At 61.0% G+C, this 25,587-nt stretch carries 23 protein-coding genes; 8 read left to right on the top strand and 15 right to left on the bottom strand.

Annotation, left to right across the window (positions count from 1 at the left end; translation table 11 throughout):
• The first annotated feature begins 11 nt into the window (after window positions 1-11).
• Window positions 12-1,466, top strand: coding sequence for a glutamate synthase subunit beta (locus tag IFT66_RS11120; protein WP_192077625.1), 1,455 nt, complete (start codon window positions 12-14; stop codon window positions 1,464-1,466).
• 251 nt (window positions 1,467-1,717) lie between these two features.
• On the opposite strand, the gene IFT66_RS11115 is transcribed toward IFT66_RS11120, so the two are convergent.
• The 3 genes from IFT66_RS11115 to IFT66_RS11105 form a co-directional block, all read right to left on the bottom strand.
• On the bottom strand, window positions 1,718-2,638 hold the full coding sequence (locus IFT66_RS11115) for an alpha/beta fold hydrolase (RefSeq protein ID WP_192077624.1): 921 nt from the start codon (window positions 2,636-2,638) through the stop codon (window positions 1,718-1,720).
• A 118-nt stretch (window positions 2,639-2,756) separates the two neighbouring features.
• The gene (locus IFT66_RS11110) at window positions 2,757-3,923 is read right to left on the bottom strand and encodes an SGNH/GDSL hydrolase family protein (protein WP_192077623.1); all 1,167 of its coding nucleotides are present in this window, start codon (window positions 3,921-3,923) and stop codon (window positions 2,757-2,759) included.
• Between the two features lie 109 nt (window positions 3,924-4,032).
• The gene (locus IFT66_RS11105) at window positions 4,033-5,253 is read right to left on the bottom strand and encodes a lytic murein transglycosylase (RefSeq protein ID WP_082472037.1); all 1,221 of its coding nucleotides are present in this window, start codon (window positions 5,251-5,253) and stop codon (window positions 4,033-4,035) included.
• 198 nt (window positions 5,254-5,451) lie between these two features.
• Here IFT66_RS11105 and galU point away from each other — a divergent pair, with 198 nt between their 5' ends.
• Complete coding sequence (gene galU / locus IFT66_RS11100; RefSeq protein WP_062460958.1) at window positions 5,452-6,339, top strand: UTP--glucose-1-phosphate uridylyltransferase GalU; 888 nt, start codon at window positions 5,452-5,454, stop codon at window positions 6,337-6,339.
• A gap of 81 nt (window positions 6,340-6,420) precedes the next feature.
• Here galU and fucP read toward each other — a convergent pair whose 3' ends face one another.
• Window positions 6,421-7,698 carry an L-fucose:H+ symporter permease gene (gene fucP / locus IFT66_RS11095; RefSeq protein WP_244476245.1) on the bottom strand — a complete coding sequence of 426 codons (1,278 nt, stop codon included), beginning with the start codon at window positions 7,696-7,698 and terminating at the stop codon, window positions 6,421-6,423.
• 393 nt (window positions 7,699-8,091) lie between these two features.
• Window positions 8,092-9,615 (bottom strand): outer membrane beta-barrel protein, encoded by a 1,524-nt coding sequence (locus IFT66_RS11090; RefSeq protein ID WP_062582342.1) that lies wholly within the window; start codon window positions 9,613-9,615, stop codon window positions 8,092-8,094.
• 459 nt (window positions 9,616-10,074) lie between these two features.
• Between IFT66_RS11090 and IFT66_RS11085 the strand changes: the two genes are divergently transcribed.
• Both IFT66_RS11085 and IFT66_RS11080 read left to right on the top strand, forming a co-directional pair.
• Window positions 10,075-10,260, top strand: coding sequence for a Flp family type IVb pilin (locus tag IFT66_RS11085; RefSeq protein ID WP_062460949.1), 186 nt, complete (start codon window positions 10,075-10,077; stop codon window positions 10,258-10,260).
• Window positions 10,261-10,567: 307 nt separating this feature from the next.
• Window positions 10,568-11,563 carry a KpsF/GutQ family sugar-phosphate isomerase gene (locus IFT66_RS11080; RefSeq protein ID WP_062582344.1) on the top strand — a complete coding sequence of 332 codons (996 nt, stop codon included), beginning with the start codon at window positions 10,568-10,570 and terminating at the stop codon, window positions 11,561-11,563.
• A 14-nt stretch (window positions 11,564-11,577) separates the two neighbouring features.
• Here IFT66_RS11080 and IFT66_RS11075 read toward each other — a convergent pair whose 3' ends face one another.
• Both IFT66_RS11075 and IFT66_RS11070 read right to left on the bottom strand, forming a co-directional pair.
• Entirely contained in the window at window positions 11,578-12,057 is a 480-nt protein-coding gene (locus IFT66_RS11075; RefSeq protein WP_062582346.1) for an NfeD family protein, read from the bottom strand.
• A 7-nt stretch (window positions 12,058-12,064) separates the two neighbouring features.
• The gene (locus IFT66_RS11070; protein WP_062582348.1) at window positions 12,065-13,102 is read right to left on the bottom strand and encodes an SPFH domain-containing protein; all 1,038 of its coding nucleotides are present in this window, start codon (window positions 13,100-13,102) and stop codon (window positions 12,065-12,067) included.
• A gap of 148 nt (window positions 13,103-13,250) precedes the next feature.
• On the opposite strand from IFT66_RS11070, the gene queC reads away from it, so the two are divergent.
• Window positions 13,251-13,961, top strand: coding sequence for a 7-cyano-7-deazaguanine synthase QueC (queC, locus tag IFT66_RS11065; protein WP_062460937.1), 711 nt, complete (start codon window positions 13,251-13,253; stop codon window positions 13,959-13,961).
• Window positions 13,962-13,964: 3 nt separating this feature from the next.
• Here queC and IFT66_RS11060 read toward each other — a convergent pair whose 3' ends face one another.
• From IFT66_RS11060 to IFT66_RS11040, 5 genes are all read right to left on the bottom strand, one after another.
• On the bottom strand, window positions 13,965-14,651 hold the full coding sequence (locus IFT66_RS11060; protein WP_192077622.1) for an SDR family NAD(P)-dependent oxidoreductase: 687 nt from the start codon (window positions 14,649-14,651) through the stop codon (window positions 13,965-13,967).
• A 17-nt stretch (window positions 14,652-14,668) separates the two neighbouring features.
• Window positions 14,669-15,703: a ferrochelatase gene (gene hemH, locus IFT66_RS11055; protein ID WP_113109760.1), complete on the bottom strand. Its 1,035-nt coding sequence runs from the start codon at window positions 15,701-15,703 to the stop codon at window positions 14,669-14,671.
• A gap of 132 nt (window positions 15,704-15,835) precedes the next feature.
• Complete coding sequence (locus IFT66_RS11050) at window positions 15,836-17,995, bottom strand: 5'-nucleotidase C-terminal domain-containing protein (protein ID WP_192077965.1); 2,160 nt, start codon at window positions 17,993-17,995, stop codon at window positions 15,836-15,838.
• Window positions 17,996-18,217: 222 nt separating this feature from the next.
• Window positions 18,218-18,580, bottom strand: coding sequence for an outer membrane lipoprotein Omp10 (gene omp10, locus IFT66_RS11045; RefSeq protein WP_062460929.1), 363 nt, complete (start codon window positions 18,578-18,580; stop codon window positions 18,218-18,220).
• Window positions 18,581-18,865: 285 nt separating this feature from the next.
• A complete protein-coding gene (locus IFT66_RS11040) occupies window positions 18,866-20,314 on the bottom strand; it encodes a homospermidine synthase (RefSeq protein ID WP_192077621.1) in 1,449 nt (482 codons plus the stop codon).
• 313 nt (window positions 20,315-20,627) lie between these two features.
• Between IFT66_RS11040 and IFT66_RS23410 the strand changes: the two genes are divergently transcribed.
• Window positions 20,628-20,837 carry a hypothetical protein gene (locus IFT66_RS23410; protein ID WP_207105884.1) on the top strand — a complete coding sequence of 70 codons (210 nt, stop codon included), beginning with the start codon at window positions 20,628-20,630 and terminating at the stop codon, window positions 20,835-20,837.
• A 6-nt stretch (window positions 20,838-20,843) separates the two neighbouring features.
• Here the strand turns inward: IFT66_RS23410 and IFT66_RS11035 are convergent, their stop codons facing one another.
• Window positions 20,844-21,734, bottom strand: a complete 891-nt coding sequence (locus IFT66_RS11035) for a LysR family transcriptional regulator (protein WP_192077620.1) — start codon at window positions 21,732-21,734, stop codon at window positions 20,844-20,846.
• A 112-nt stretch (window positions 21,735-21,846) separates the two neighbouring features.
• Here IFT66_RS11035 and IFT66_RS11030 point away from each other — a divergent pair, with 112 nt between their 5' ends.
• Window positions 21,847-22,566 (top strand): SDR family oxidoreductase, encoded by a 720-nt coding sequence (locus tag IFT66_RS11030; protein WP_062582362.1) that lies wholly within the window; start codon window positions 21,847-21,849, stop codon window positions 22,564-22,566.
• A gap of 14 nt (window positions 22,567-22,580) precedes the next feature.
• Window positions 22,581-22,913 carry an Atu4866 domain-containing protein gene (locus IFT66_RS11025; protein WP_092659841.1) on the top strand — a complete coding sequence of 111 codons (333 nt, stop codon included), beginning with the start codon at window positions 22,581-22,583 and terminating at the stop codon, window positions 22,911-22,913.
• Between the two features lie 10 nt (window positions 22,914-22,923).
• Here the strand turns inward: IFT66_RS11025 and IFT66_RS11020 are convergent, their stop codons facing one another.
• Together IFT66_RS11020 and IFT66_RS11015 are read right to left on the bottom strand one after the other, a co-directional pair.
• Window positions 22,924-23,577: an aminotransferase class IV family protein gene (locus IFT66_RS11020; protein WP_162734965.1), complete on the bottom strand. Its 654-nt coding sequence runs from the start codon at window positions 23,575-23,577 to the stop codon at window positions 22,924-22,926.
• Window positions 23,578-23,613: 36 nt separating this feature from the next.
• A complete protein-coding gene (locus IFT66_RS11015; RefSeq protein WP_192077964.1) occupies window positions 23,614-25,458 on the bottom strand; it encodes a M3 family oligoendopeptidase in 1,845 nt (614 codons plus the stop codon).
• Window positions 25,459-25,587 lie beyond the last annotated feature (129 nt).

The raw sequence follows: 25,587 nt of genomic DNA, 5'->3' as shown, positions 1-25,587 counted from the left end.
AGGGAAAGACTATGGGCAAAGTTACGGGATTCATGGAAATCGACCGGCAGGTTGGCAAGTACCAGCCGGCGTCCGATCGTATCCGCCATTTCCGCGAATTCACCATTCCGATGTCGGATGCGGAAGTGACGAAACAGGCAGCCCGCTGCATGGACTGTGGCATTCCCTATTGCCATGGCCCGACCGGCTGCCCTGTTCATAACCAGATCCCCGACTGGAACGACCTCGTCTACAACAACAAGTGGGAGGAGGCGATCCGCAACCTTCATTCCACCAACAACTTCCCGGAATTCACCGGTCGCGTTTGTCCCGCGCCGTGCGAGGAAGCCTGCACGCTCAATCTCGAAGATGCGCCTGTCGCGATCAAGACTGTCGAGCAGGCGATTGCCGACAAGGCCTATGAGCTCGGGTATATCGTGCCGCAGCCGGCGACGGTGAAGAGCGGCCGCAAGGTCGCCGTGATCGGTTCGGGTCCTGCCGGCATGGCCGCGGCCCAGCAGCTTTCGCGTGCCGGTCACGACGTGCATCTGTTCGAGCGCGAGTCCAAGGCCGGCGGTCTGCTGCGCTACGGCATTCCGGATTTCAAGATGGAGAAGAACTTCATCGACCGCCGCGTCGAGCAGATGACCGGCGAAGGCGTGACCTTCCACTACGGCGTCAATATCGGCGTCGACAAGAAGGTGGAAGAACTGACTGCGGAATTCGACGCCGTGCTTTATTGCGGCGGTTCGGAAACTCCGCGTCCGGCCGGCATTCCCGGCACGGAACTGCACGGCGTCTATGATGCGATGCCGTATCTGGTGCAGCAGAACCGCCGCATCGGCCGCGAAAATATCGACAGCGTCGCCTGGGCCGCCGAGCCGATCCTTGCCGGTGGCAAGCATATCGTCGTCGTCGGCGGTGGCGATACCGCTTCCGACTGCGTCGGGACCGCGTTCCGCCAGGGCGCCGTCAAGGTGACCCAGCTCGACATCCGCCCGCAGCCGCCGGAAAAGGAAGACAAGCTTGCGGTGTGGCCATTCTGGGCCACCAAGATGCGCACGTCGTCCAGCCAGGCCGAAGGCGCGATCCGCGAGTTCCAGGTGGCAACGCTGGAATTCGTCGGCGAAGACGGCCAGCTGACCGGCGTTCGCTGCTGCGAAGTGGATGATCGCCGCAAGCCAATCGCGGGCACCGACTTCATCATCAAGGCCGATCTCGCCTTCATCGCCATCGGCTTCTCGGGCCCTGCAACGGATAGCGTGCTGTCCGAACTCGATGGCAAGCTGGCGCTCAATGTCGACCGCCGCGGCTCCACCAACGTCATTGCCAACGAGCGCGACTACAAGACCTCGGTCGACAAGCTGTGGACCGCCGGCGACGTTCGCCGCGGCCAGTCGTTGGTGGTGTGGGCGATCCGCGAAGGCCGTCAGGCAGCACGAGCCATCGACGAAGCGCTGATGGGATCGAGCGTCCTGCCGCGCTAACTGATATGTCAAAATGAACGGCCTCTCTCCGTTTCGCGGGGAGGGGCCGTTTTTGTTTCGGGAGAATCAGGTCATGCTTGCCCATGACCATCCCGCAATCGATCTTGGCCTGCTCGATACGCTGTGCATCGCCCGGATCAGTAATTTCACGATCCGATTCCTGCGCGCAGACGGTCATCAGTAGGATCGAAGCGAATTGCTGCTTGGGCGACGCTTGCTTTCCACAATAAGCGCCTGGTTTTGTGATCGCATCACTCGCTGCTGGAGAGAAACGCGTCGATCATCTTGACGGTGGCATCCGGCTGTTCTTCCAGCAGCCAGTGGCCGGCATCGGCGATTACGCCCTCGCTGACCTGCGTGGCTGCCGTGCGCATCACCGCCGCCATGCCCGGCCCGAAGGACTTTTCACCGCCAACGGCCAGAATGGGCATTTCCAGTTTTGCGCCCGTGGCTGCCCAGGCGCGGTTGTCGATCGCATCCTGGTCGAAGGCCGCGAACTGGGCGAAGCCGGAATGCATGGCGCCTGGCAAGGCATAGAGGGCGGCATAGTGTTTGCGGGATGCTTCGTCGAACCGCTTTGGGTCGGCGGAAAATTCGTTCCAGAACCGGTCCAGATAGATCCGCTCGCGCCCGGCGACGAGACGCTCCATGTCCGGCCCCCCCAAGCGGAAATGCCAGAGAAGCGGGTTTTTCAGGATCTCGTCCCATGGGCCGATGCCGGGAACGGGCGCATCGAGCAGCGCGAAGCGGGTCACGCGGGCGGGTTGCTGCGTCGCGAGGGCGAAGCCCACCATGTTGCCGATATCGTGCGTGACCAGCGCGAAACGATCAATGTGCAGTCCGTTCAGAATGGTGGCCAGGTCGCGGGCCTGGCTCGCCTTGTCGAAGCCGCCTTCGGGGTGTGATGACAGACCCATGCCGCGAAGATCGGGAACGATGACCAGATGATCCATCTCCAGCTTTGCAGCCAGCGGCGCCCACATGTCGCCGGTTTCGCCGTAGCCATGTAGCAGAACGACGGCAGGTCCCTTGCCGCCAATCCGGAGATGGATGTCTACGTTGCCGACATGGACAGTTTGGGTCCTGAAGGTGGATGGAAACGGCGGAACGTCTGCAAGGACCGGCGTCGCAAGCAGAATCGTGGATACGATAACGCGAAAAAGCAGGTTCATGCGGGCACTCCGATAAAAGAGATCAGCTAGGCCATGCACGTCTGAACTGGGAATTTATGACTATGTAGCACGTTTTTTCACGAAGCTACCGGCGAGAGCTCGCGCTCGTGTCAAAGACCTACTGGGTCGTGAGCCGGTAGTCGTCGATCCGACCGGCCGGGGCGGGCTCGAGTTCGCCGCGTTTGACCAGTTTGTCGCGCGGCGTTTCCGTCAGACGGGCCGGTGGCGCATTGCCGCCCAGAAGCTCCTGGCCGCCGTCCAGCTCCGGGTCAACCAGGCTGATCGGCCGTACGGGCACTTCGGGGTTGGCAGGAGATTCGAGCGTCTGGAGCGGCGGGAGGGTGCTGCTGTCGAATTTTGCGAGATCGGGGCTTGCCATGTCGCCCAGATGCCGGCGCAGGACCTTGTCGACATAGAAGGCGAGCTTTTCCTTGCCGGGCTTGGTGAGCGTGATGCCGTCGGAATTGCGCAGGCGTACCTGCTGTCCGTTGACGTCTGAGCCAGTCAGCACGAACCTGCCGTCCTCGTCGACGAAGCCGTCCCAGATGTCGACGAATTCGCCGCCGACCTTCTCCACCTGTCCCCGATAAAGCGTGTTGAGTGTGACCGCGTCCGCCATCATCGATGGCGACTGGAACGCCGGCAGGCCGACCCAAAGCAGCGTCAGCTTGCGCTGCGCGATCATGCCTGCAAGCTCCGCGACACGGGTTTCATATTGTTTGAACCACGCATCCGTGCGGAATTTCTCGCGGCCGCTGGCTGTGTCCATTTGCTGGCGGTCGTTGGCACCCAGCATGACGACCACGATCGCGGGTTTGGCCTCGTCGAGAATAGCCGGCAGTTGGCCAAGCCAGTCGTAATGGTCGTCGCGCACCAGGCCGGAGGATCCGTCGCTGCGGCTGATGATCGAAACCCCCGGGGAGGTCGCAAACGTCGCTTCCAGCTCACCCCCGATATTGCCGGCGAGAAAATCGCCGATAACGAGGATCTTTTTGGCGGTTTCCAGTTTGGCGACGGGTTCGGCCTGGGGCTGAGAGGGTATCGGCGCCGTCCTCGTGCGGGGAGCCGCAGCCTGCGGAGTGGCACGGCTTCTCTGCCGGCGTGGCGCCATCTCGATGATCGATCCATCCTGCCGGTCATATCGCCGGGTCGGACGTTCGTAGCGTTCATATCGCTCTGTGCGGGGCGCACCGAACAGCATGTTGAACAGGTTGCGCCGATCGCTGCCGTCCTGGGCAAACGAAACGGTTGATGGCAGCGACAGCACGAGGCTGGTCGCTACCATGAATACCGTCCGGACCAGGCGTCGGTTTGGCCTGTTGTGGCGCAAGAGCTTCATCGTTTTCATGCCTTTTGGCCGCACCGTTCACGATGCGGCGCATCGCATGCTAGCCTCAACGGATCGCCTTGAGAAGAGAATGCGACGGCTCGCCATCCGGCTGCATGCCAAGGCGCTTCTGAATGGCGGAGATCGCGGCCTTCGAGCCGGAGCCGAAATTGCCGTCCACTTCGCCTTCGTAATAGCCGAGTTCCTTCATGCGGCTCTGCAGCTCGAACTTCTCCTTGATGTCGAGCGTGCCGTTGGGGCGCGGCCAGGACTGCTGTACACCGCCGAAACCTGCGATCTCGTCGGCGAGAAGACCGACCGCGAGCGCGTAGCTGTCGGCTGCGTTGTAGCGCTTGATGGTGAAGAAGTTGGAGAGCATCAGGTAGGCTGGACCGTTCGCGCCGGCCATCAGCTTCAATGTCGCGCGGTCTGCTCCGCGCGGAAAACCCTTGCCGTTCGGACGCTGGAAGCCCAGCGCTGCCCACTGTGCCAGGGTCTTGCTCTGGCCTTCGTATTTTGCGGCGCCGGCGGGAAGCACGGATTCGTAGCCCCAGGTCTTGCCGGCAGTCCAGCCGTTCTTGGCCAGGAGGTTGGCGGAGGTCGCCAGCGCATCGGGAACCGAATGCCAGATGTCGCGCTTGCCGTTGCCATCAGCGTCGACCGCATAGAGCAGGTAGCTCGTCGGGATGAACTGGGTATGGCCCATCGCGCCTGCCCAGGAACCGGTCAGCTGCTTGGGGGATACGTCGCCAGCCTGGAGAATCTTCAATGCGGCGATCAGCTGGTTGCGCGCGAACTTGCCGCGCTTCGGATCGCCCCACCCGAGCGTCGCCAGTGCCTGCGGCACGTGGTGCAGACGTTCGGGATTTTCCAGAGCTGCGCCATAGTTGGATTCCATCGACCAGATGGCGAGGAGAATGTTTCTGTCGACACCGAAATGCCGCTCCACGGCGTTCAGCGTCGCGCCATGGCGGGCAGCCATTTCGCGGCCGATCTTGACCGTGTAGGGATTGACGCGGCTGTCGAGATAATCCCAGATTTTCGACTTGAATTCCGGCTGGTACTCGGCCTTGCGCAGGACTTCCTGATCGGGACCGCTGATGCCTGCAAAGGCGCGATCATAGGTCGAGCGACTGATGCCGCTTTTGGCAGCAGTCGAATAGAAATTTGCAACCCACGTCTTGAAACCGGCATCGGCGCGGGCATCTATCGCGCAGGTCGATATGGCAAGGCCGGCGACAAGCGAGAAGATCGTTGCGCGGAAGCGGTTGGGGCTGATTTTTTTCATCGGCAGTCGGTCCATTTTTATTCTGGCCATCATGGCGAGATCGGGATGCGGCTCAACGATGTGATAACAGGATAGGGTCAACAAATTCTTTACCATGAAACGCGCGGCCGGGGCAGATCTTTGCTAAAAGGTAGCAAATGTTTATTACAGCCGACAAAAGACCCGAAACCGCACAGCGAAATGCATCAGGAGGCATGAGTGTCACAAGAACGGAAAATTCGTAAAGCAGTCTTCCCTGTTGCGGGCCTCGGCACCCGCTTCCTGCCGGCCACAAAGGCTGTGCCAAAAGAAATGCTGACGGTCGTCGACAAGCCGGTCATCCAATATGTGGTCGATGAAGCGGCGGAAGCCGGCATCGAGCATTTCGTATTCGTGACCGGCCGTGGCAAAGGTGTGATCGAAGACTATTTCGATATCCAGTTCGAACTCGAGCAGATGCTGCGCGAGCGCAACAAGAATGCCGAACTGACGCTGCTCTCGCATATCCTGCCGAAGGCCGGCACGGCGAGCTTCACCCGCCAGCAGGTTCCGCTCGGTCTAGGTCACGCCGTCTGGTGTGCGCGCGACATCGTCGGAAACGAGCCTTTCGCGGTTCTGCTGCCGGATATGATCATGTCGTCGGAGAAGAGCTGCCTCAAGGGCATGGTCGAACTCTACGATCAGACCGGCGGCAACGTTCTTGCGGTCGAGGAATGCGATCCGGACCAGGCTCACAAGTATGGTATCGTCGGCAAGGGTGAGACCGTCGGCGACGGTTTCAAGATCACCGAGATGGTCGAGAAGCCTGCCAAGGGCACAGCTCCTTCAAACTTCTTTATCAACGGCCGCTACATCCTGCAGCCGGAGATCTTCAAAATCCTGGAAACCCAGGAACGTGGCGCCGGCAACGAGATCCAGTTGACCGACGGCATGCTGGCGCTGGCCAAGAGCCAGGAATTTGCCGGCTACCACTTCAAGGGCGAGACCTACGACTGCGGCGCCAAGGACGGCTTCATCATGGCCAATATCGCCTTTGCCCTGCAGCGCCCGGACATTCGCCCGGCGATCGAAGAGCCGCTGAAGGCGCTCGTCTCGAAGCTGATGTAAGCCTATCCTTTACTGCAAAAGAAAACGCCCCCGCGAGATGATCGCGGGGGCGTTTTTCGTTTCAGGGATCCATGCCTGCGATCAGGCCGCCCTGTGACCCTTCAGGCCGTAATAGGCGATGTAGAGGTAGCATATCGCCGGCATCAGGAAGGCGAGGTGGATGCCGACCGTATCGGCCAGCATGCCCTGCACGACCGGCAGGATGGCACCGCCGACGATCGCCAGGCACAGGATGCCCGATCCCTGGCTGGTGTGGCGACCAAGACCCTTGAGTGCCAGGCTGAAGATGGTCGGGAACATGATCGAGTTGAACAGGCCGATGGCGAGGACCGACCACATTGCCAGCGAGCCGCCCGCAAACACCGTGAGCAGGATCAGCAGGATCGCAACACCGGCATTGAACGCCAGCGCCTTGCCGTCGTCGACGAAGCGCATGACATAGGCGCCGACGAAACGACCGATCATGGCGCCGCCCCAGAAATAGGCGACGTAATGGGCGGCTTCCGATTCCGGCATGCCGGCGATGCTTGGTTCTGCCAGGTAATTGACCAGGAACGAGCCGATCGACACTTCGGCACCGACATAGACGAACAGGCCGATCGCGCCGAGAACGAGGTGACGGTAGGCCCACGCGGAGCTACGTTCGCCGCCTTCAGCGACCGTCGTGTCTTCCGTTTCGACATGCGGCAGCTTCAGGGCTGCAAAGACGGCGGCCAGCACGAGGAAGGCGATTGCCAGAAGCATGTAAGGGAAGCGGACGGCATCAGCCTCTGCAAGGCGCAAGGCTTCGAGTTGGTCGCCACTCGCGTTCTGAATGTCGCCGGTCGCGGCCGACAGGATAAGGAAGGCGCCGAAGAGCGGTGCGATCGTGGTTCCGAGCGAGTTAAAGGCCTGGGTCAGCGTCAGCCGGCTCGAGGCAGTTTCAGGGGCGCCCAGCTCCGTCACATAGGGATTGGCGGCAACCTGCAGAATGGTGACACCGCTTGCCAGCACAAACAGCGCGCCGAGAAACAGCGCATAGACGCGGTAGCTGGCAGCCGGGATGAACAGCGCACAGCCGATCGCTGCAATCAGCAGGCCGACGACGATGCCCCATTTGTAGCTGATGCGCTTCACAAGCGCGCCGGCCGGCAGCGACACGATGAAATATGCGCCGAAAAAGCACAGCTGGATCATCATCGACTGGGTATAGTTGAGCTGGAAGACGTTTTTCAGGTGCGGGATCAGAATGTCGTTCAGGCAGGTGATAAAGCCCCACATGAAAAACAGGGAAGTCAGGGCAACGAGAGCGAAGCGGTAATTGTTACCTGCCGTCGAACTTGTTGCTGTGCGCGGTGTGGTCGCGCTGTCGGTTGGAATTCCAGCCACGTTGAGCCTCTAATCTATCAGGATGTATCGATGGAGTGCATTAATGCTGCACTGCGACAATTGGTCGTGAGCGCTTATATGTTGCGCACAGTCCTGAGGGGAAGTGGGCGGAAGCCCGGGTGCAAGCTTTGTCCAACGTGCATGGACGGCGTGATAGGCTGAAGAAGCCATGCGCGAGAGGAGTGGCTGGAGCAACGATTGCTGCAGTGCAGAAATTATTGTTCGCGGGAAGGTAGTTTGGAGACAGAACCCATTACGATCCCGGGCCGTTTCGAGCGACTCCGTAAGTTATGCCTATTGTCCAGGCACACCTCTCAGAGGACTAGCGCTGAGGGTCGGCACGAATGTGGAAGACATCACGGAAACGTGAATGCCTGATGGACGCTATCGCTTCAGAGTCAGGCCCATGCCCGCGCGAACGATGTTCTGTTCGGTGCCGCCCGTGGTTTTCTCGTATTCAACGTCGCTCGTGAGATCGAGATAGCGGTTGATTGCCCATGTTATCCCCGCGCCGGCAAGCCAGGTGACCTCGTCTTCGCTGCCGGAATCAAAGTTGCGGAACACGGTGCTGCCGCTCAGGCGTGCCACGACGCTGTCGCGCATCTCGTGCGCAAGCGCTGCGGTGAGTTCATACTCCACCCATCCGCCTTCGCCGGGCGTTGTGGAATCCTGGACTGTCGTGCGCAGACCGAGATTGACGTCGGTGCCGCGCTGTGGTGACCAGGTCGCATCGCCATCAAAGCTGATGCCACCGACATTCTTGAGGCGGTTATCCTCGTAGTCAACGACCTCATAGCCCGTTCCCAACTCGCCGCGCAGTTTCTCGCCGAAATCGAACTCGACGCCGGTGCGTGCGGCATAGGTCTGCGATGAGCGCTGATAGCCAGAAGCATCGCGTTTGCGATCGTAGAATGTGTGGCCAGATGCGATTTCCCCAAACGGGATGAGGGCAGGCGAAAGTTCATAGCCGAGGCGCAGTCGTCCATCGATGCCGCTGCGATTGCGGTCTTTCATGTTGAGCGTGCCGCCGTCCGCAAGCTTTGCCTCGGTATAGACATATCGAGAGCCGTTGACGGCGGCGAGTGCTCTGATCTTGCCGATGTCGCGACCGATCGAGGCCCCGGTCTGAAACAGGTGCACGCCGGACTGGACGTCGGCGCCACCGACGGCGTTCGGGTCGTCATTGTCCTCACGGGTAAAACTGTAACCGCTGGTCAGATGCGCAACGGTATCGTCTGCAAGATCGAGACGCAGATCCGCGCTGATCTTGCCCTCCGGATCCTCGCCTTCCTTGCTCTTGGTGAAATTGTGCTCGATCGTGGTTTCGCCGGTAACTGTCAGCGCATGCCGTGACCAGTCGGAGGTCAGCGTTCCGCGAATCCCGGTTGCCGCGTAATTGCGCGTTTCCTTCGATCCGTTCTCGCGGGTGATTTCTGTGTTGATGCTCTGATTGATGGACGGGCGCAGCATGAACGTGCCGAGCCGGATGCCGGTCGGATCCACCTCTTGACGCGGAGCCTCCTGCGGATCGATTGCCTCGGGACCATCATCGAGCGGCTCGAGATCGGACGGACCGATCGGCTGGTTGAGGTCGACTTCCGGCTCCTGAACACGCGCGGCCGCACTCTGTTGCGCCGTCGTATCGGCGGCCCGTTCGTCTCCGGCAACGGCGACTATGCCGGGAATCGTCCCGCCGACCGGTGCAGTCGGGGTATTGCGGGTAATCGTCGATGTTCCGGCTGTTCCGACCTGGCTGCTGGGAATGGCTGGAAGCGCGCTGCCACTGTCTGGAAAAAGGCTCTGCGAAACGGCAGCCGACGGGAGGATCAGTGCCGAGCCGGCCAGCAGCAGTCCATACGCACGGCCGCGCAACGAAAGCGTCGTGGCTTTTGTCCTGCTGATAATCATCGGACTGCCCGGAAATCGGAAATGCTGATCCAAAGGCAAAGTCCAGCGTCGCTCCGCATCCACAGGTCCGTCCTGGCTAAGTGTATGCTTTGAAACACGAATGTCACCTTGTCGGATTTATCGCGAAGTATGCCTCGAAAGGGTTAGTTTATGGTTAACAGTTGGTGAAACCGGCCGAGTGGGGCTGCGCGACTGCCCTTCACGCTATCCGTCCACTCGCCAGGAGATGCCACTACATTTGCATGAACATTCCCAGCGCGCATGGATGGTCGCAGGGCACAAACGCCGGTTGCCCAGTCAAGTGAATTCGCGCGTTTACGGTGATTTAACCAAGTCAAACGTGACATTTACACACATTGAATTTGTTTAGGCGCATTAAGAAAATGTATCTACAGTTCAAGTATAGAAACTTGACATCGGAGCAATTCCGTTCCGAGGGGCGAGTCAGGGAAGAGTTATATGTCAATTCTTGCACGCATGATGAAGGATGAGTCGGGCGCGACTGCCATCGAATATGGCCTCATTGCCGCACTTATTTCCGTTGCTTTGATTGCCGGCGCAACAACGCTCGGCGGCGCTTTGAATAACCAGTTCAGCAACATAGCAGGAAAGCTCACCTGCGACGGAAGTGCCACCACTTGCTGATTGCAGCCTGCGAAATGCCATAGAAGGAGCCGTCTCGACATTCGAGGGGGCTCCGTTCGTCATCAGGTTGCAGTGTGCTGGAAGCCGTTGGACGTATTTATTCCGCGAAAATCTGGAAACGCAGGACTCGTTGGTGATGAACGCCAACAGCCGTGCGATTTTCCGTTGCATGGTCCGTTCCTTGCTCAGCGACACTCTAGCCGGCGACCGCTTTCGAAGATCGACGCATTGTTTTCTCGAAGTCCGCAATACTTGCTCAGCGGCTAATGCGATGGACTTGACCAGGAAAAAGCGCTAAGCCTGCGACATGATAAAGAGAGCGTTGCAGGCCGCAGAGGTCGATGTCATTGATTCCGCCCTGCGGACGATTGCCTTTGGAAAACAGGGCCTTGTAGCCCTTGATCATGCCCTTCAGAATGGCCTGGGCGGCCCGTTCCGCGCAGCGGCCGAGCTGATCGGCGGCATCAGCGGTCGTGTCATCGTGACCGGCATCGGCAAGAGCGGCCATATCGGCAAAAAGATTGCTGCAAGCTTTGCCTCGACAGGAACGCCGGCCTTCTTCGTGCATCCGGTCGAAGCAAACCACGGCGATCTCGGCATGATTGCGCCCGGCGATGTCGTGCTGGCGCTGTCCTGGAGCGGCGAGACCGCCGAGTTGCAGGGGATCGTATCGTTCACCCGTCGCTTTTCTATTCCTTTGATCGCACTCACGTCTGGTGAGGTCTCAGCGCTCGGCAGAGCGGCAGATGTCGTTCTGCTTCTGCCGAAGGAACAGGAAGCCTGTCCGCACGGACTGGCTCCAACCACCTCGACGCTGATGCAGCTTGCGATGGGCGATGCGCTTGCTGTTGCGCTGCTGGAAGCGCGCGGTTTTTCGGCAACCGATTTCCGCGTCTATCATCCTGGCGGCAAGCTCGGCGCCATGCTGTCGCATGTCAGCGACCTCATGCATGTCGGCGACAGCATTCCGTTGGTGCGCCAAGGCGTTCTGATGCCGGAAGCGGTGCAGGAACTGTCGCGCAAGCGGTTCGGTTGCGTCGGTGTTACCGATGATGAGGGCCGGCTTGTCGGCGTCGTCACCGATGGCGATATTGCGCGCCATCTCGATGTCGACCTGACGAAGATGCCCGTGGACGAGGTCATGACCGTGCGCCCGAAGACTGTCGGCAAGGATACGCTGGCGACTGCGGCTCTTGCGCTTCTCAACCAGTACAGTATCGGTGCACTTCTCGTCGTCGGCGAAGATCAGCGCCCGATCGGCATCGTCCATTTCCACGATCTGCTGCGCGTCGGCGTCGCCTGAAACCCATCTGAGTTTCAGGTGGGACGCAAGACGGTCGCGGTTGCTTCGACGCGAAGATCGCGGCCATTTGATTCGATGATCACCACCTGAGTGCCGGCTGGCAGGTCCGGCCCGATGATCGACCACCACGTATCATCAAGCCTGATCCGTCCGCGACCTTCCGCGATCGGCTCGTGCAGCGTTGCGGTGCGCCCGACGAGGCTTTCGCCACGCCGGTTGAGGTTCGGCTGATCGCTCTCGCCGCCACGGCTCGAATAGAAGCGACGCCCGACCACCGCCAGTGCGACCGCTAGCACGGCAAACAGCAGAAGCTGCACCTGCCAGGTCCAGATGCCGGTATCCCAGAGTGCCAGAGACAGCGCGCCGATGATGATGGCGGCAAGCCCGATCCAGATCAGGAAGGCACCGGGAACGGCAAGTTCTGCTGCGAGCAGGACGAGGCCGAGGAGCCACCAGCTCCACGAGCCGAGGCTGCGTACCAGATCGATGATCATTGCAGCCTCATTTGTCGGAGGAGGGCGTATAGGGCGGGATGACGGCGGTCACGCTCGGCGTGCTGCGGGTGGTGCGCGAAGGCTGGCCGGGTTGCGTGCGGGGCGCTGCCGGGGCAGGGCCGTCGCCATCTCCGAAGACTTCCTTGGCGATGGCGCCGATGCCGCCGAGCGAACCGATCAGCGACGAGGCTTCAAGCGGCATCAGCACGATCTTGGAATTGTTCGCCTTGCCGATCTCGACCAGCGCTTCGGTATATTTCTGCGCCACGAAGTAGTTGATCGCCTGGACGTTGCCGGCAGCGATCGCTTCGGAAACGACCTGCGTTGCGCGTGCTTCGGCTTCTGCCAGACGCTCGCGTGCCTCGGCATCGCGGAAGGCCGCTTCGCGTTCGCCTTCGGCCTGCAGCACGGCTGCCTGTTTCGCACCCTCGGCCCGCAGGATCTGCGCGTTGCGCGAGCCTTCGGCCTCGAGGATCTGGGCGCGCTTCTCGCGCTCCGCCTTCATCTGGCGGCCCATCGATTGCACGAGGTCTGCCGGCGGCTGGATGTCCTTGATCTCGACGCGGGTGACCTTGATGCCCCAGGGATGAACCGCCTGGTCGACGACGCGCAGAAGCCGTTCATTGATGACTTCGCGGTTGGACAACAGCTCGTCGAGGTCCATCGAACCCATGACCGAGCGGATATTGGTCATCGTGAGGTTCTGGATGGCGAGCTGCAGATTGGTGATCTGGTAGGCGGCCTGGGCAGCGTTGAGCACCTGATAGAAGGCGACGGCATCGGCCGAAACGCTGGCATTGTCCCTGGTGATGACTTCCTGGGTGGGAATGTCGAGCACCTGTTCCATGACGTTCATCCGCGCGCCGATGCGCTCAATGAACGGCGTCAGGATATTGAGGCCCGGCTCCAGCGTGCGCGTGTAACGGCCGAACCGCTCGACGGTGTAGTTATAGCCCTGCGGCACGGTCTTCACGAGGGCAAAGAGCAGGAGTATCGCGAGGATTACGATACCGATGACAAAATAGTCGAAACCGTCCAGGCTCATGAAGAGGCCTCCTGCCCAATAAATTGCGTTCGTTTCATACCCGACAACCCTAGAGATGTGCGGAGGTGTTCACAAGCGCATGTTCTTGCACTAGAAACCGCCGGACACACGGGTCGCAGCCTACCCCGACAAAACAAGGACCAAAACCATGAAGACCATCGTCGTCTGTTCCGGCGGACTGGATTCCGTTTCGCTTGCCCACAAGATCGCTGCCGAGCAGGAATTGATCGGGCTCGTCTCGTTCGATTACGGCCAGCGGCACAGGAAGGAACTCGACTATGCCGCGGCCTGTGCGCTGCGGCTGGGCGTACCTCACCAGATCATCGATATGCGCTCGATCGGTGCCCAGCTGACGGGATCGGCGCTGACGGACGATCTCGACGTGCCTGACGGTCATTACGCTGAGGAAACGATGCGCGTCACCGTCGTGCCGAACCGCAATGCGATCATGCTGACGGTCGCGTTCGGCGTGGCGGCAGCCCAGAGCGCGGATGCGGTGGCAATCGCCGTCCATGGCGGCGACCATTTCATCTATCCCGATTGCCGACCGGGCTTTATCGACGCATTCCAGACGATGCAGGATCATGCGCTCGACGGATACGCCTCGGTGCGGCTACTGGCGCCTTATGTGAACGGATCGAAGGCCGATATCGTCACCGACGGTGCCAAACACTCGACACCGTTCGGCGACACCTGGTCCTGCTACAAGGGCGGAGAAAAGCATTGCGGCCGCTGCGGCACCTGCGTCGAGCGTCGCGAGGCGTTTCATCTCGCTGGCGTCGTGGATCCGACCGATTACGAGGATGCCGATTTCTGGAAGGCTGCAACGGACGGGTTTCGCGCCGACGAAGTGCGGTAAGCGCTATTCGGCGTAGATCATCTTTTTCGTCATGCCGCCGTCGAGAGTCAGGACCTGACCGGTCATGAAGCCGGCACCCGTCAGATAGAGGACGGCGTCGGCAATGTCCTTCGGGCGACCGACGCGGCCGACCGGATGCTGTGCGTGGTCTTCCTCGCTCAGCGTCGTCTCATTGGTGATCCAGCCCGGCGCAATGGCATTGACCCGGATTTTCGGGCCAAGGCTGATCGCAAGCGCATGGGTGAAGGCGACCAGTGCGCCCTTGGAGGCGGCATAGGCTTCTGTATCCGGTTCCGACATGAAGGCGCGTGTCGACACCATGTTCACGATGGATCCGCCTGATGACATCAGCGGAACTGCAGCGCGGGTCATCAGGAAGGCACCGGTGAGATGGCTATCGGTCACGCGGCGCCAGTCGGCCAGCGACAGTTGCGCAATCGGGCCATGGTTCGGGCTGGCGATGCCGGCATTGTTGACGAGCAGGTCGAGACTGTCCCAGCCGAGTAGCGCAAAGGCTTCCTCGACCGAGGTTTCGTCGGAGACATCGCAGAGAACGGGCTGAACGCCCTTCGGAACATCAGCCGTTTCGCTGAAGTCGAACGAGGCGACCTCGAAACCGTGGTCGGCCAGATCAGTGCAGATCCCGCTTCCGATCAGGCCGGCACCGCCGGTAACGATGGCTCGCTTCATCGCGATCTCCCTAAAGCTCAGACCCAGCCCTGCAACTCGCGACGAACCACCGTCTCAAGCACGTTGATGCCGTCGACGCTGTCGTTGAGGCAGGGAATATGGACGAAATTCTCGCCGCCATGGTGCATGAAGATCTCGCCAGCCTCGCCGGCAATTTCCTCAAGCGTTTCCAGGCAGTCGGAGACGAAGCCGGGGTTCATGATGGCGACGCGCTTGATGCCTTCGGCGGCAAGCGTTTCCATCGTCTTGTCGGTATAGGGCTGCAGCCATTCCTCGGGCCCGAAGCGCGACTGGAAGGTCAGGCGCAACTGCTTCTCGGTATAGCCGAGCTCTTCGCGCAGCAACCGTGCGGTCTTGTAGCAGAAACAGTGATAGGGGTCGCCGGCCTTGAAGTAGGACTGCGGAATGCCGTGGAAAGAGGTGATCAGCAGCTGCGGTTCCCACTCGAGCGTCGACAGCGTCTGGCGAACGGAATTGGCCAGCGCCACGATATAGGCGGGGTCATCGTGATAGGTTGGCACCGTGCGCAAGGCCGGCTGCCAGCGCTGCTTCATCAGGTATTCGAACGCCTTGTCGTTGACGGTCGCCGTCGTTGCAGCCGCGTATTGCGGGTAAAGAGGAAACAGCAGGATCCGGTCGCAGCCCTGCGCCTTCAGCGCGTCCATGCGCTCGGCGATGGAGGGCTTTCCGTAGCGCATGCCCCAGTCGACCACGACGTTCGGCAGATCGGCCAGCCGCTCGGCCATTTTCTCGCCTTGGCTGCGGGTGTAGGTGCGCAGATAGCTCTCGTCGAGATCCTTGTTCCAGATCTCCTCATAGGCCTTGCCGACCTTCTGCGGGCGCTTGTTGAGGACGATACCGTAGAGGATCGGATACCAGAACAGCCGCGACCATTCGATGACGCGCTTGTCGGACAGGAATTCGGCGAGATAACGCCGCATCGACCAGTAGTCTGTGCCGTCGGGCGTGCCGAGGTTGACGAGCAGGACGCCAACTTTGCCGAAGGTAACCTTCGGATGACCGGTAGGCAGTTTTGAGGGCACGATATTCATGCGGTCACTTCCGATCGGGTTCGACCGCAGGATGCGGCCGGAGGATTGTCTGGCTCTATTTAGAAACAATCAACGGCCCGGGGAAGCCCCGAGCCGTCGCTTGCGTCAGGACAAATTGTCCCGCTTTCGTTTTTATCTGGCCGGCAGTTCCAGCTCCTTGCCGATCTGGATGACATCCGGGTTGCGAAGGCTATTGGCCTTGGAGATGTCCATCCACTTCTCGCCGTCGCCATAGGTGCTTTCGGCGATCTTCCACAGCGAGTCACCCTTGACCACAGTGTATTTGCTCGGGCCGGCAGGAGCCGGGGACGCCGTTGTAGCTGCCGGTGCCGGTGCGGCTGGTGCAGGTGCTGCCGGTTCCGTTGTCATGGGCACGGGAGCGGTTGGAGCGGCTGGTGCAGGAGCCGGTGCTGCTGGTGCGGGGGTCGCAGGTGCCGGGGTTGCCGGTGCCGCTGGCGCAGGAGTGGCCGGAGCAGGAGTAGCAGGAGTGGCCGGTGCAGGGGTAGCCGGGGCAGGAGTGGCAGGAGTGGCAGGAGCCTGGGCCGTCGTTGCCGGTGCAGCCGGTGCGGGAGTTGTAGCAGGCGTCGGAGCAGGAGTTGCGGCAGGCGCCGGAGCAGGTGTTGCAGCCGGTGCCGGTGCCGGTGCCGGGGCGGCAGCTGCCTTCGGTAACGGCTTGTAGTCTGCCGGTGTCAGGTCGGTGATGCGGCCATCGGTATAGGGCTTGTAGGGGCTGTTGGCCGAGATGTAGTCGGCAACGGCGTTTTCGAGGTTGGGTCCGAAGTCGTAGGCGTTGACGGCCGCGGTGTTGAAGATCTTGTAGCCGTCGCCGCCGGTGCGGACGTAGTTGTTGGTAACGACGCCGTAGGTCTTGTTCGGGTCGATCGGAACGAAGGCCTCGCCTTCCTTGACCTGAACGTCGCTGATGCGGCTGCCGCTCGACTTCGACCGGTCGAAGGAGAACTTCATGCCTGCCACCTGCGGGAAGCGACCGGCGCCGTCGTCGATCTGGCTGACGCCGTTTTCGAGGGCGGTGACGACATCCGAGCCTTTCAGCTGGAAGGTTGCGATCGTGTTCTGGAACGGCAGGACGGTCAGGATTTCGCCCATCGTCACTTCGCCGGAATCGATCGAGGCACGCAGGCCGCCGCCGTTCTGGATGGAAAGCATGATGCCCTGATCCTTGACGCGGTCAAGCTGTGCATCGGCAAGCAGGTTGCCCATCGTGCATTCCTTGGCGCGGCAGTTGAGGCGATCGCCATCGATGACGCCTTCGGTCGAGCCGACGACCTTCTTCTTGATCTCTTCGAGCGGGCCGCCGAGTTCCTTGACCTTGGCGACAAACGCAGCGTCCTGCGGAACGCTGGAATCGAGCAGCTTCGGTGCCCCCGCGGAAGACCTCACGACGCCGTTGTCATCGAAAACGACCGAGAGATCACCGAGATATTTGGAATAGGCGTAGGACGTCACGATCGGAATATCGACGCCAGCAGGGCTTTTGACGATGGTCGGGTAGGGGCCGGATGCCTTGGGGTCGGTGCTCGACAGGAAGGTGTGGCTGTGGCCGCCGACGATCACGTCGATGCCGGCAACGGCTGCCGCGATTTCCTTGTCCTTGACGTAGCCGACATGGGAGAGGAGCACGATCTTGTTGATGCCCTGCGACTGAAGGTCCGCTACGGCATTCTTCACATAGGTGATCTCGTCCTCGAAGGTGATGTCGGGACCAGGCGAAGAGGTCTCGCTCGTATCTTTCGCGAGAACGGAGACGATGGCAACACGCTGGCCGCCGAAATCCTTGATCACGTAACCCTTGTACTTGTCGGCCAGCGGTGTTCCAGCCTTGGCGATGGTATTGCCGGAAATGATCGGAAACTTCAGCGCGGTAATGAACTTCAGCAGTTCCTGCGGGCCGTCGTCGAACTCGTGGTTGCCGATCGCCATCGCATCGAAGCCGATGCCGTTCATGAATTCGGCAACGGGTGCGCTCTTGTAGGTGCTGTAAAACAGCGATCCCTGGAACTGGTCGCCGGCATCGAGAACGAGAACGTTCTTGCCCTGCAATTCGCTGCGGCGGGCGTCGATGGCCGACTTCACGCGCGCGATGCCGCCGAAGCATTCGTTCTTTTCGGTTTCTGCGGGCGTGCAGGTGGAATCGTATTTGTTGATGGGCTCGATACGGGAATGCAGGTCGTTGATGTGGAGAATATTGAGTTCGAAGTCGGCCATCGCGACGCCGCTCGAAAGGGCAATGACCGATGCGGTCACGATCCCCAATCCGATAGTTCTCATCATCATCTCTCTCCTTTTATGATTGCGCGCGTGTGGGCGTGCATGTTCCCGATTTTTGTATCACGCCATGGTGACGATCGTTGTGCAGCGCATGTTTTCACCAAGCAAAACTGGTTTCAAGGTAAATGTGACAAGGCCAGAGCTATTCGCCCTCGCGCACAACGCGAAAGGCCCCGCATCAAGCGAGGCCCTCCCTAACTCTGGAATGACTGTGAAGCTGGGCGATCAGCTGCGGCGGGCGAGCGAAAACTGCGCACCGCTATCCTGCGTGCAGTTCAGCTGGCTCTGGGTGACCAACGAGCAGTTGACGCGCGACTGCGTCTTGCGCACGAGCGAGGTCATGTTGATCTCGACCAGCGTCGGCGAGAGCTTGTTATAGGTGCCGGAGGCGAGAAGCGCGTTGCTGTCGCTTGCACGGGTGTTGAACGTGCCCGCCTGGAAGGTGGAGACGATACCGTTCGGATCGACCCATGCGCCCTCGACGCCCTGCGGCTGCACTGGTGCTGATACCATGCGTGGCGGCGGAGAAGAGACGCAGGCCGTGAGGCTGGCTGCCGCAATGAGCACGAGGCCCGTTTTGAAGTTCATGATCTGTCTCCCGCGATTCGGTCCGGCTTGTGGTCTGCAACCATGCCTTCTGGAGCCTATGTAAAGCAAGACTGCGGATTGGGAAGACTGGGGACAGGCAGGAGTTTTCGCTTTGTGAAGAACGGGCGCGGGTGTGGCTTTTATACGCTCCAGCCGGTTCTTCCCGTCATGGCCTGGGAGAGGCCGCAAGTTGCCGCCGCAAGGCGCGATCGAGGCGGGGTTCCGCTCCGCGCAAGCGGGAGAGGGGGTGGGGCCCGCGGCTGACGCGAGCCCCCTCATTGATTCCTAGCGAACCAGGATGTTCTTGAACTGCCAGGCGTCCTTTTCGTCGATGTCTTCCGGGAACAGACCCGGGCGACCTTCGAGCGGGGTCCAGTCGGTGTAGTGGCCTTCGACCGGGCCGAGATACGGCATCTGCACTTCGAGGCAGCGCTTGTAATCCACCTCGTCGGCTTCGACGATGCCGGCCTTCGGGTTTTCGAGTGCCCAGACCATGCCGGCGAGAACCGCCGAAGTTACCTGCAGGCCGGTTGCGTTCTGGTAAGGCGCGATGCGGCGGGTTTCTTCCAGCGACAGGCGCGAGCCGAACCAGTAGGCGTTCTTCTCGTGACCGTAGAGCAGCACGCCGAGTTCATCGACACCGTCTTCCAGTTCATGCTCGTCGAGCACGTGCAGGACGGGCTGCTGAGTGCCGCCATTGCCGAACATTTCGTGCAGCGACAGAACCGCGTCATTGGCCGGGTGATAGGCATAGTGGCAGGTCGGACGGTAGACGACTTCGCCGTCCTTTTCGACGGTGAAATAGTCGGCGATCGAGATCGACTCGTTGTGGGTGACGAGGAAACCGTATTGCGGACCCGGCGTCGGGCACCAGGTGCGAACGCGGGTGTTGGCGCCCGGCTGTTCGAGATAGATTGCGGCCTGGCAGCCCTTCTTGTGCTTCTTGGCGTTCTTCGGCATCCAGTTTTCGTGGGTGCCCCAGCCGAGTTCGGCCGGCTGCAGACCTTCCGAGATGAAGCCTTCGACCGACCAGGTGTTCCAGAACACGTTGAGCGGCTTCGGATGCTTGGTGCGCTGGGTGTCGCGCTCGGCAATGTGGACGCCCTTGACGCCCAGCTTCTTCATCAGCTTGGCCCAGCCTTCGCGGTCGTGCTGGTCCGGCTCGTCGAATTTGAGGCCGGTGTCGTTGGCAAGGTTGACCAGCGCCTGCTTGACGAACCAGGAGACCATGCCCGGGTTTGCGCCGCAGGTGGAAACGGCCGTGGTGCCGCCCGGGTTCTTCTTCTTCTCGTGGCGCACGGTCTCGCGAAGCGCATAGTTGGTTCGCTCGGAGTTCTTCATGCTCTTGTCGAAATAGAAGCCGAGCCAGGGTTCGACGACCGTGTCGATATAAAGGACGTCAAGCTTGCGGCACATCTTCATCAGATCGAGCGAGCCCGTGTCGACCGACAGGTTGACGCAGAAGCCCTGGCCTTCGCCTTCGGTCAGAAGCGGCTTCAGCAGCTCCTTGTAGTTTTCCTTGGTGACATGGTCCTTGATGTGACGGATGCCGTGCTTCTTGAGGATCTCCATGTCGGAGGGCTCTTCGCGCGGGTCGATAACCACCATCCGGCTCTTGTCGAACTTGAAATGGCGTTCGATCAACGGCAGCGTGCCGCGGCCGATCGATCCGAAACCGATCATCACGATCGGACCGGTGATTTCGCCATATACCGGATAGGTCTCGTCTTTCATCGTATTCTCCCTATGGGTCGACTGCTCTTCCACCGCCGCAGCCTGCGTTTTGCAGGCGTAACGGACCCGTGTGACATGCATCTGATGCCCGGCCTAGATCACAAAATTTCGTCACAATAAAGGGGTCGCGTTTGAGGCCTACGCTGGAATAACGGTCCCGAGGTTGTTTTCGCCCGACCGGCGCGCCGGGCGCCCAAAATGTGGTTTCCGCTCGGTTGGTCCGTTTTGCGTGGATAATGCTAAATCTAGCACCTGTCCCTTGGAACCGTTTTCGCGCACCCTAAAATCTGCTGGGAACGACCAGGGGAATGTCATGTTGAAATTCGGTTTGCGCTTGTCGCCGAATAGGTCAGGGCGCGGGGGCATCGGGGCGATCCTGGTGCCGTCGAAGCTTAGCAGGATCCGTCGCGGCAACGTGTCGATGGCACGTGCTTTTCCGGCGTGGGGATTGTGGGTCGTGTTCTGGCTGGTGCTGGCGCTTGGGTGCACCATGGCGGTGGCTGTCGCCCGGTCGCCCGCCTGACATAACTCATCTGGTCCTTTGCAGGTGATCCACCAGAGCGCGCAGTTTTGGTGCCATGTTCCGCCTGCTCGGATAGTAGAGATAGAAGCCCGGAAACCACGGGCTGAATTCTTCGAGCACCGGCACCAGCTCGCCCGTGGCGATCGCCGGGCGGAAGCTCTCTTCCATGCCGAAGCTGATGCCCGCGCCGGCAATGGCCAGGCGAACCATCAGCGCCATGTCGGTCGTGGTGATCGTGTCAGAAACGGCGACCGAGAATTCCTTGCCGTCTTGCGAAAACTCCCAGCGATAGGGCGCCTGATGGACGGAGGCCCGCCACCCGATGCAACGGTGAACGCCAAGTTCGCGTGGGTGAGCCGGGGTGCCGTAGCCTTTGAGGTAGCCCGGCGAGGCGACGGCGATCTGGCGCTGGTTTCCGGAAACCGGCACGGCGATCATGTCCTGCGCGATGACTTCGCCGAGCCTCACGCCCGCATCATAGCCCTCCGCAACGATATCGAATTCTTCGTCGGTCACAGTGATATGCAATGTCACCTCCCGATGTTCCTCGGCGAAGGACGCGAGCACGGGGCCGGATAGAAAGCTCTCGGCAATCGAGGAGACCGCAAGGTTCAGGCGGCCGCGCGGACGTCCGTGCAGGTTTGCTGCCGCCTCGGTGGCGCCGCGCATCTCCGACAGCGCTGGCGCAACCTCGGAATAGAGCCGCTCGCCCGCCTCCGTCAGGGCAACGCTGCGGGTGGTGCGTGCAACGAGCGCGATGCCGAGCGTCTCTTCCAACCGGCGGATCGTCTGGCTGACGGCCGAGCGGGTGACGCCGAGGCGGTCGGCGGCGGCACGAAAGCTTTTTTCTTCTGCGACCAGCGTGAAGACCGCGAGCGCATTGTAATCAGTCAGCATTGGTTAGAATTCCTTGCCACTGTGGAAACAGCTGGGCGGCTTATCGCGACAATGGAGGAGGAATAGGGTCCTTGCAATCCGCAGGCAAGCGGAGAGCGAAGGAGCTAATCACATGGACAAGGTTGTTCTCATCACCGGCGCATCGAGCGGGATCGGTGCAGGCATCGCCCGCGAACTGGCAAAAGCCGGGGCGGCACTGATGCTGGGCGCCCGCCGCACCGACCGGCTGGAGGAGCTCGCCCGGGAACTCCGGGACTTGGGCGCCAAGGTCGCGATCCGCAGGCTTGACGTCACCGATCGCGCCGATGTCGCGGCATTTGCGCAGGCGGCGGTGGCGGAATTCGGCCGGGTCGACGTGATCGTCAACAATGCGGGCGTCATGCCGCTATCGCTGATGTCTTCGCTCAAGGTCGACGAGTGGGACCGGATGATCGACGTGAATATCAAGGGCGTGCTCTACGGCATAGCTGCCGTGCTGCCTCTGATGACGGCGCAGGGCTCAGGCCAGATCATCAATATCGCATCGGTCGGCGCTCTCAGTGTTTCACCCACGGCTGCGGTCTATTGCGCCACCAAATATGCGGTGCGGGCGATTTCCGACGGCTTGCGGCAGGAGCATGACAACCTGCGCGTCACCTGCATCCATCCGGGTGTGGTGGAAAGCGAGCTTGCCGATACCATCACCGATGCCGTGGCTGCCGAGGCCATGAAGACCTACCGCGCCATTGCCCTGAAGCCGGATGCGATCGGTCGCGCCGTGCGCTTCGCGATCGAGCAGCCCGACGATGTCGATGTGAACGAGATTGTCGTTCGCCCGACGCGGGCGCAGTGAAGGGTACGGCTGCCATGAACCGCCGCCATCTCCTCCTTGTTGCCGCCGCGTCTTTCGGCGCGGCGCTTCCTTCCCATGCAGAGGACATCATGGACAACAAGATCCAACCCGCGAGTCATCCCTACGTCGGAATGTGGGTAACGGCAGACGGACATATCCGCCACGAGCTGCAGCAAGATAACCGCTATGATGAAGCACGCGGCTCTCGCAAAAGCGCGTATCAGGGCCGGTATCTCGTCACCGGCGATCACATCGATTATTGGGACGATACCGGGTTCACCGCCGATGGCGACTTCATCGACGGCGTGCTGCATCATGCGGGGATGGTGCTCTACCGGGAACAGTAGGGGCTTCGCGTCAGACCAGTTCGGCCCGGATCAGGCCGCGCAGGGAATTGCCGACGAAGAGGCGTTTCCCGGCAAGGTCGGTCTGTTTCACAAGGCCAGACTTGGCGCGGCCCTCGCGGATCAGATCGCCGCGCAGGATCCCCGCAAGCAGACCGGATGAGATCGGCGGTGTCGTCAGCGTGCCGTCGGCCTGCTCCACGAAGAGATTGGTGCGCGTGCCTTCGCAGACCTCTGCGCGTTCGTTGAGCAGGATCACCTCGTCCACGTCTTCAGGGAATTCGGCGCGGGCGGCGTCATAGACTTCGCGGCGCGATGTCTTGTGGCGATACATCGGATCATCCGAGGGCAGGCGCGTCTGCGCGATCCCGATCCGCCAGATCGCGTCCTTGGCAACGGGCGCGAACGGCGTGGCGACGATCTCGACCTTGCCGCGGAACGTCATCTCCAGCCGCACGCGAAGCGGCGTCTCGCCTTCGACCGCGGCCTGGAGCTGTTTCATCAGGTCTGGCGGGGCCGGGCGAAAGCCCAGGGCGTCGGCTGAACGGTTCAGCCGACGCAAATGCTGGTCGATCCGGGTAAAACCGGAACCCGGCTCCCAGCGCATGGTTTCGATCAGCGAAAGATCCACCGGTTTTGCACCGCGACCCTTGGCCTTCACAGACATCGCAACCCCTCCGACCTGCGTTTGACCGTCCGTTGTTCAGACAGTCTTGTCCAAAGCTTCCAACTCGTCGATCAGACCCTCGATCATCGACAGGCCCTTCGACCAGAAGGACGGATCGGTGGCATCGAGGCCGAATGGCTTGAGCAATTCAGAATGGTGCTTGGTGCCGCCTGCCTTCAGGAGGTCGAAATACTTGTCCTGGAAGCCGGGTGCGGCGTTCTGGTAGACCGCGTAGAGCGAGTTCACCAGGCAGTCGCCGAAGGCATAGGCATAGACGTAGAAAGGCGAATGGATGAAGTGGGGGATATAGGTCCACCACGTCTCGTAGCCTTCCGAGATCCGGATTGCCGGGCCGAGGCTCTCGTTCTGGACGGACAGCCACAGTTCGCCAATCTGCTCCGACGTCAGTTCGCCTTGCTTGCGGGCCGTGTGAATCTTGCGCTCGAACTGGTAGAAGGCGATCTGGCGGACGACCGTGTTGATCATATCCTCCACCTTCTGGGCCAGCATCGCCTTGCGTTCGCGCTTATCCCTGGTCTTTTCCAAGAGTGCCCGGAACGTCAGCATCTCGCCGAACACGGAGGCGGTTTCGGCAAGCGTCAGCGGTGTCTGGCACATCAGCGCGCCTTGGCCGCCTGCGAGAACCTGATGCACGCCATGGCCAAGCTCGTGGGCAAGCGTCATCACGTCGCGCGGCTTGCCCATATAGTTGACGAGAACGTAAGGGTGCGCAGAGGGCACGACCGGATGCGCGAACGCGCCCGGGGCCTTGCCGGGCCGTGCCGGCGCGTCGATCCATTCCTCGTCGAAGAAGCGGCCGGCGATGGCGGCCATCTCCGGCGAGAAGGCGCCGTAGGCGGACAGGACGGTATCCTTTGCTTCCGGCCATGAGATCAGGCCTTTCGGCGTTTCGGGCAGCGGCGCATTGCGGTCCCAGTAGTTCAGCTGGTCGACGCCGAGCCATTTCGCCTTCATCGCGTAATAGCGGTGCGACAGGCGCGGATAGGCCTGCGTGACCGCTTCCGACAGAGCGTCGACGACTTCGCGTTCGACACGGTTCGCCAGGTGACGGCTATCGGCGATATCCTCAAAGCCGCGCCAGCGATCGGAGATTTCCTTGTCCTTGGCGAGCGTGTTGGTGATCAGCGTGAAGACACGCAGGTTTTCGGTGAATGTCTTCGAAAGTGCCGCGGCCGCCTTGGCACGGGTTTCCGGCTCGGGCTCCACCAGCATGTTGAGCGTGATTTCGAGCGGTTGTTTTTCTCCATCCACCTCGAAGCGAAGTTCCGACATGGTTTCGTCGAACAGGCGGTTGAAGGCTGCGGCCGACGTCATCGACTTTTCGAGAAAGAGCTGCTCGAGCTTGTCGTCCAGCTGGAAGGGCTTGTCCATTCTCAAGTCCACCAGCCAGGGGCGGAAATGGCCGGTTGCGGGATCGCGGTCCATCGCCGCATTGATGACCGCATCGTCGATCCGGTTCAGTTCCAGCGCGAAAAACAGGAGATGCGAGGAGAGATCCGTCAGCTTTGTCTGAATGTCGCCGTAGAACTTGCCGTTTGCGGGGTTGGAAGTGTCTGAAAAATAGGTGAGGCCGGCGAACGAGCCGATCTTGCCGAGGAGGTCGTCGAGCGCGTCATATTCCGACAAGGCCTCGCCAAGTCCGCCGGCACCGGTTTTTGCGGCAGCGTCTGCAAGCTTGCCCTTCCACTTTTCCTCGAAAGCGAGCGACAGCGTGCGCGCCTTTTCCAGATCGGCCACAAATTCCGGGGCATCCTTGGCAGCGTAGAGATCGGACAATTTCCAGACTGGCAGGAGACCGAGCGCGGGGTCGGCGGGCGAAGCAGCGGGCGACGCGCCGGAAAAAGCAGGAGAGGCGGTCATGGTGTGCCAGTTACGGAAATTTCTCACGGTTTTCTCCTGTCGACGGCGATCCTGTGCCAGAACCGACTGTTTTCCCCCTCGGCCGTTAAAATGCAAGCTTTTCTCAAAAGGGGATGTTCAAGCCTCTCT

Source organism: Rhizobium sp. CFBP 13726 (assembly GCF_014841925.1).
Taxonomy (GTDB): Bacteria; Pseudomonadota; Alphaproteobacteria; order Rhizobiales; family Rhizobiaceae; genus Neorhizobium; species Neorhizobium soli.
Note: the sequence above shows the minus strand (reverse complement) of the source record. Positions and strands in the feature narration are given on the sequence as shown.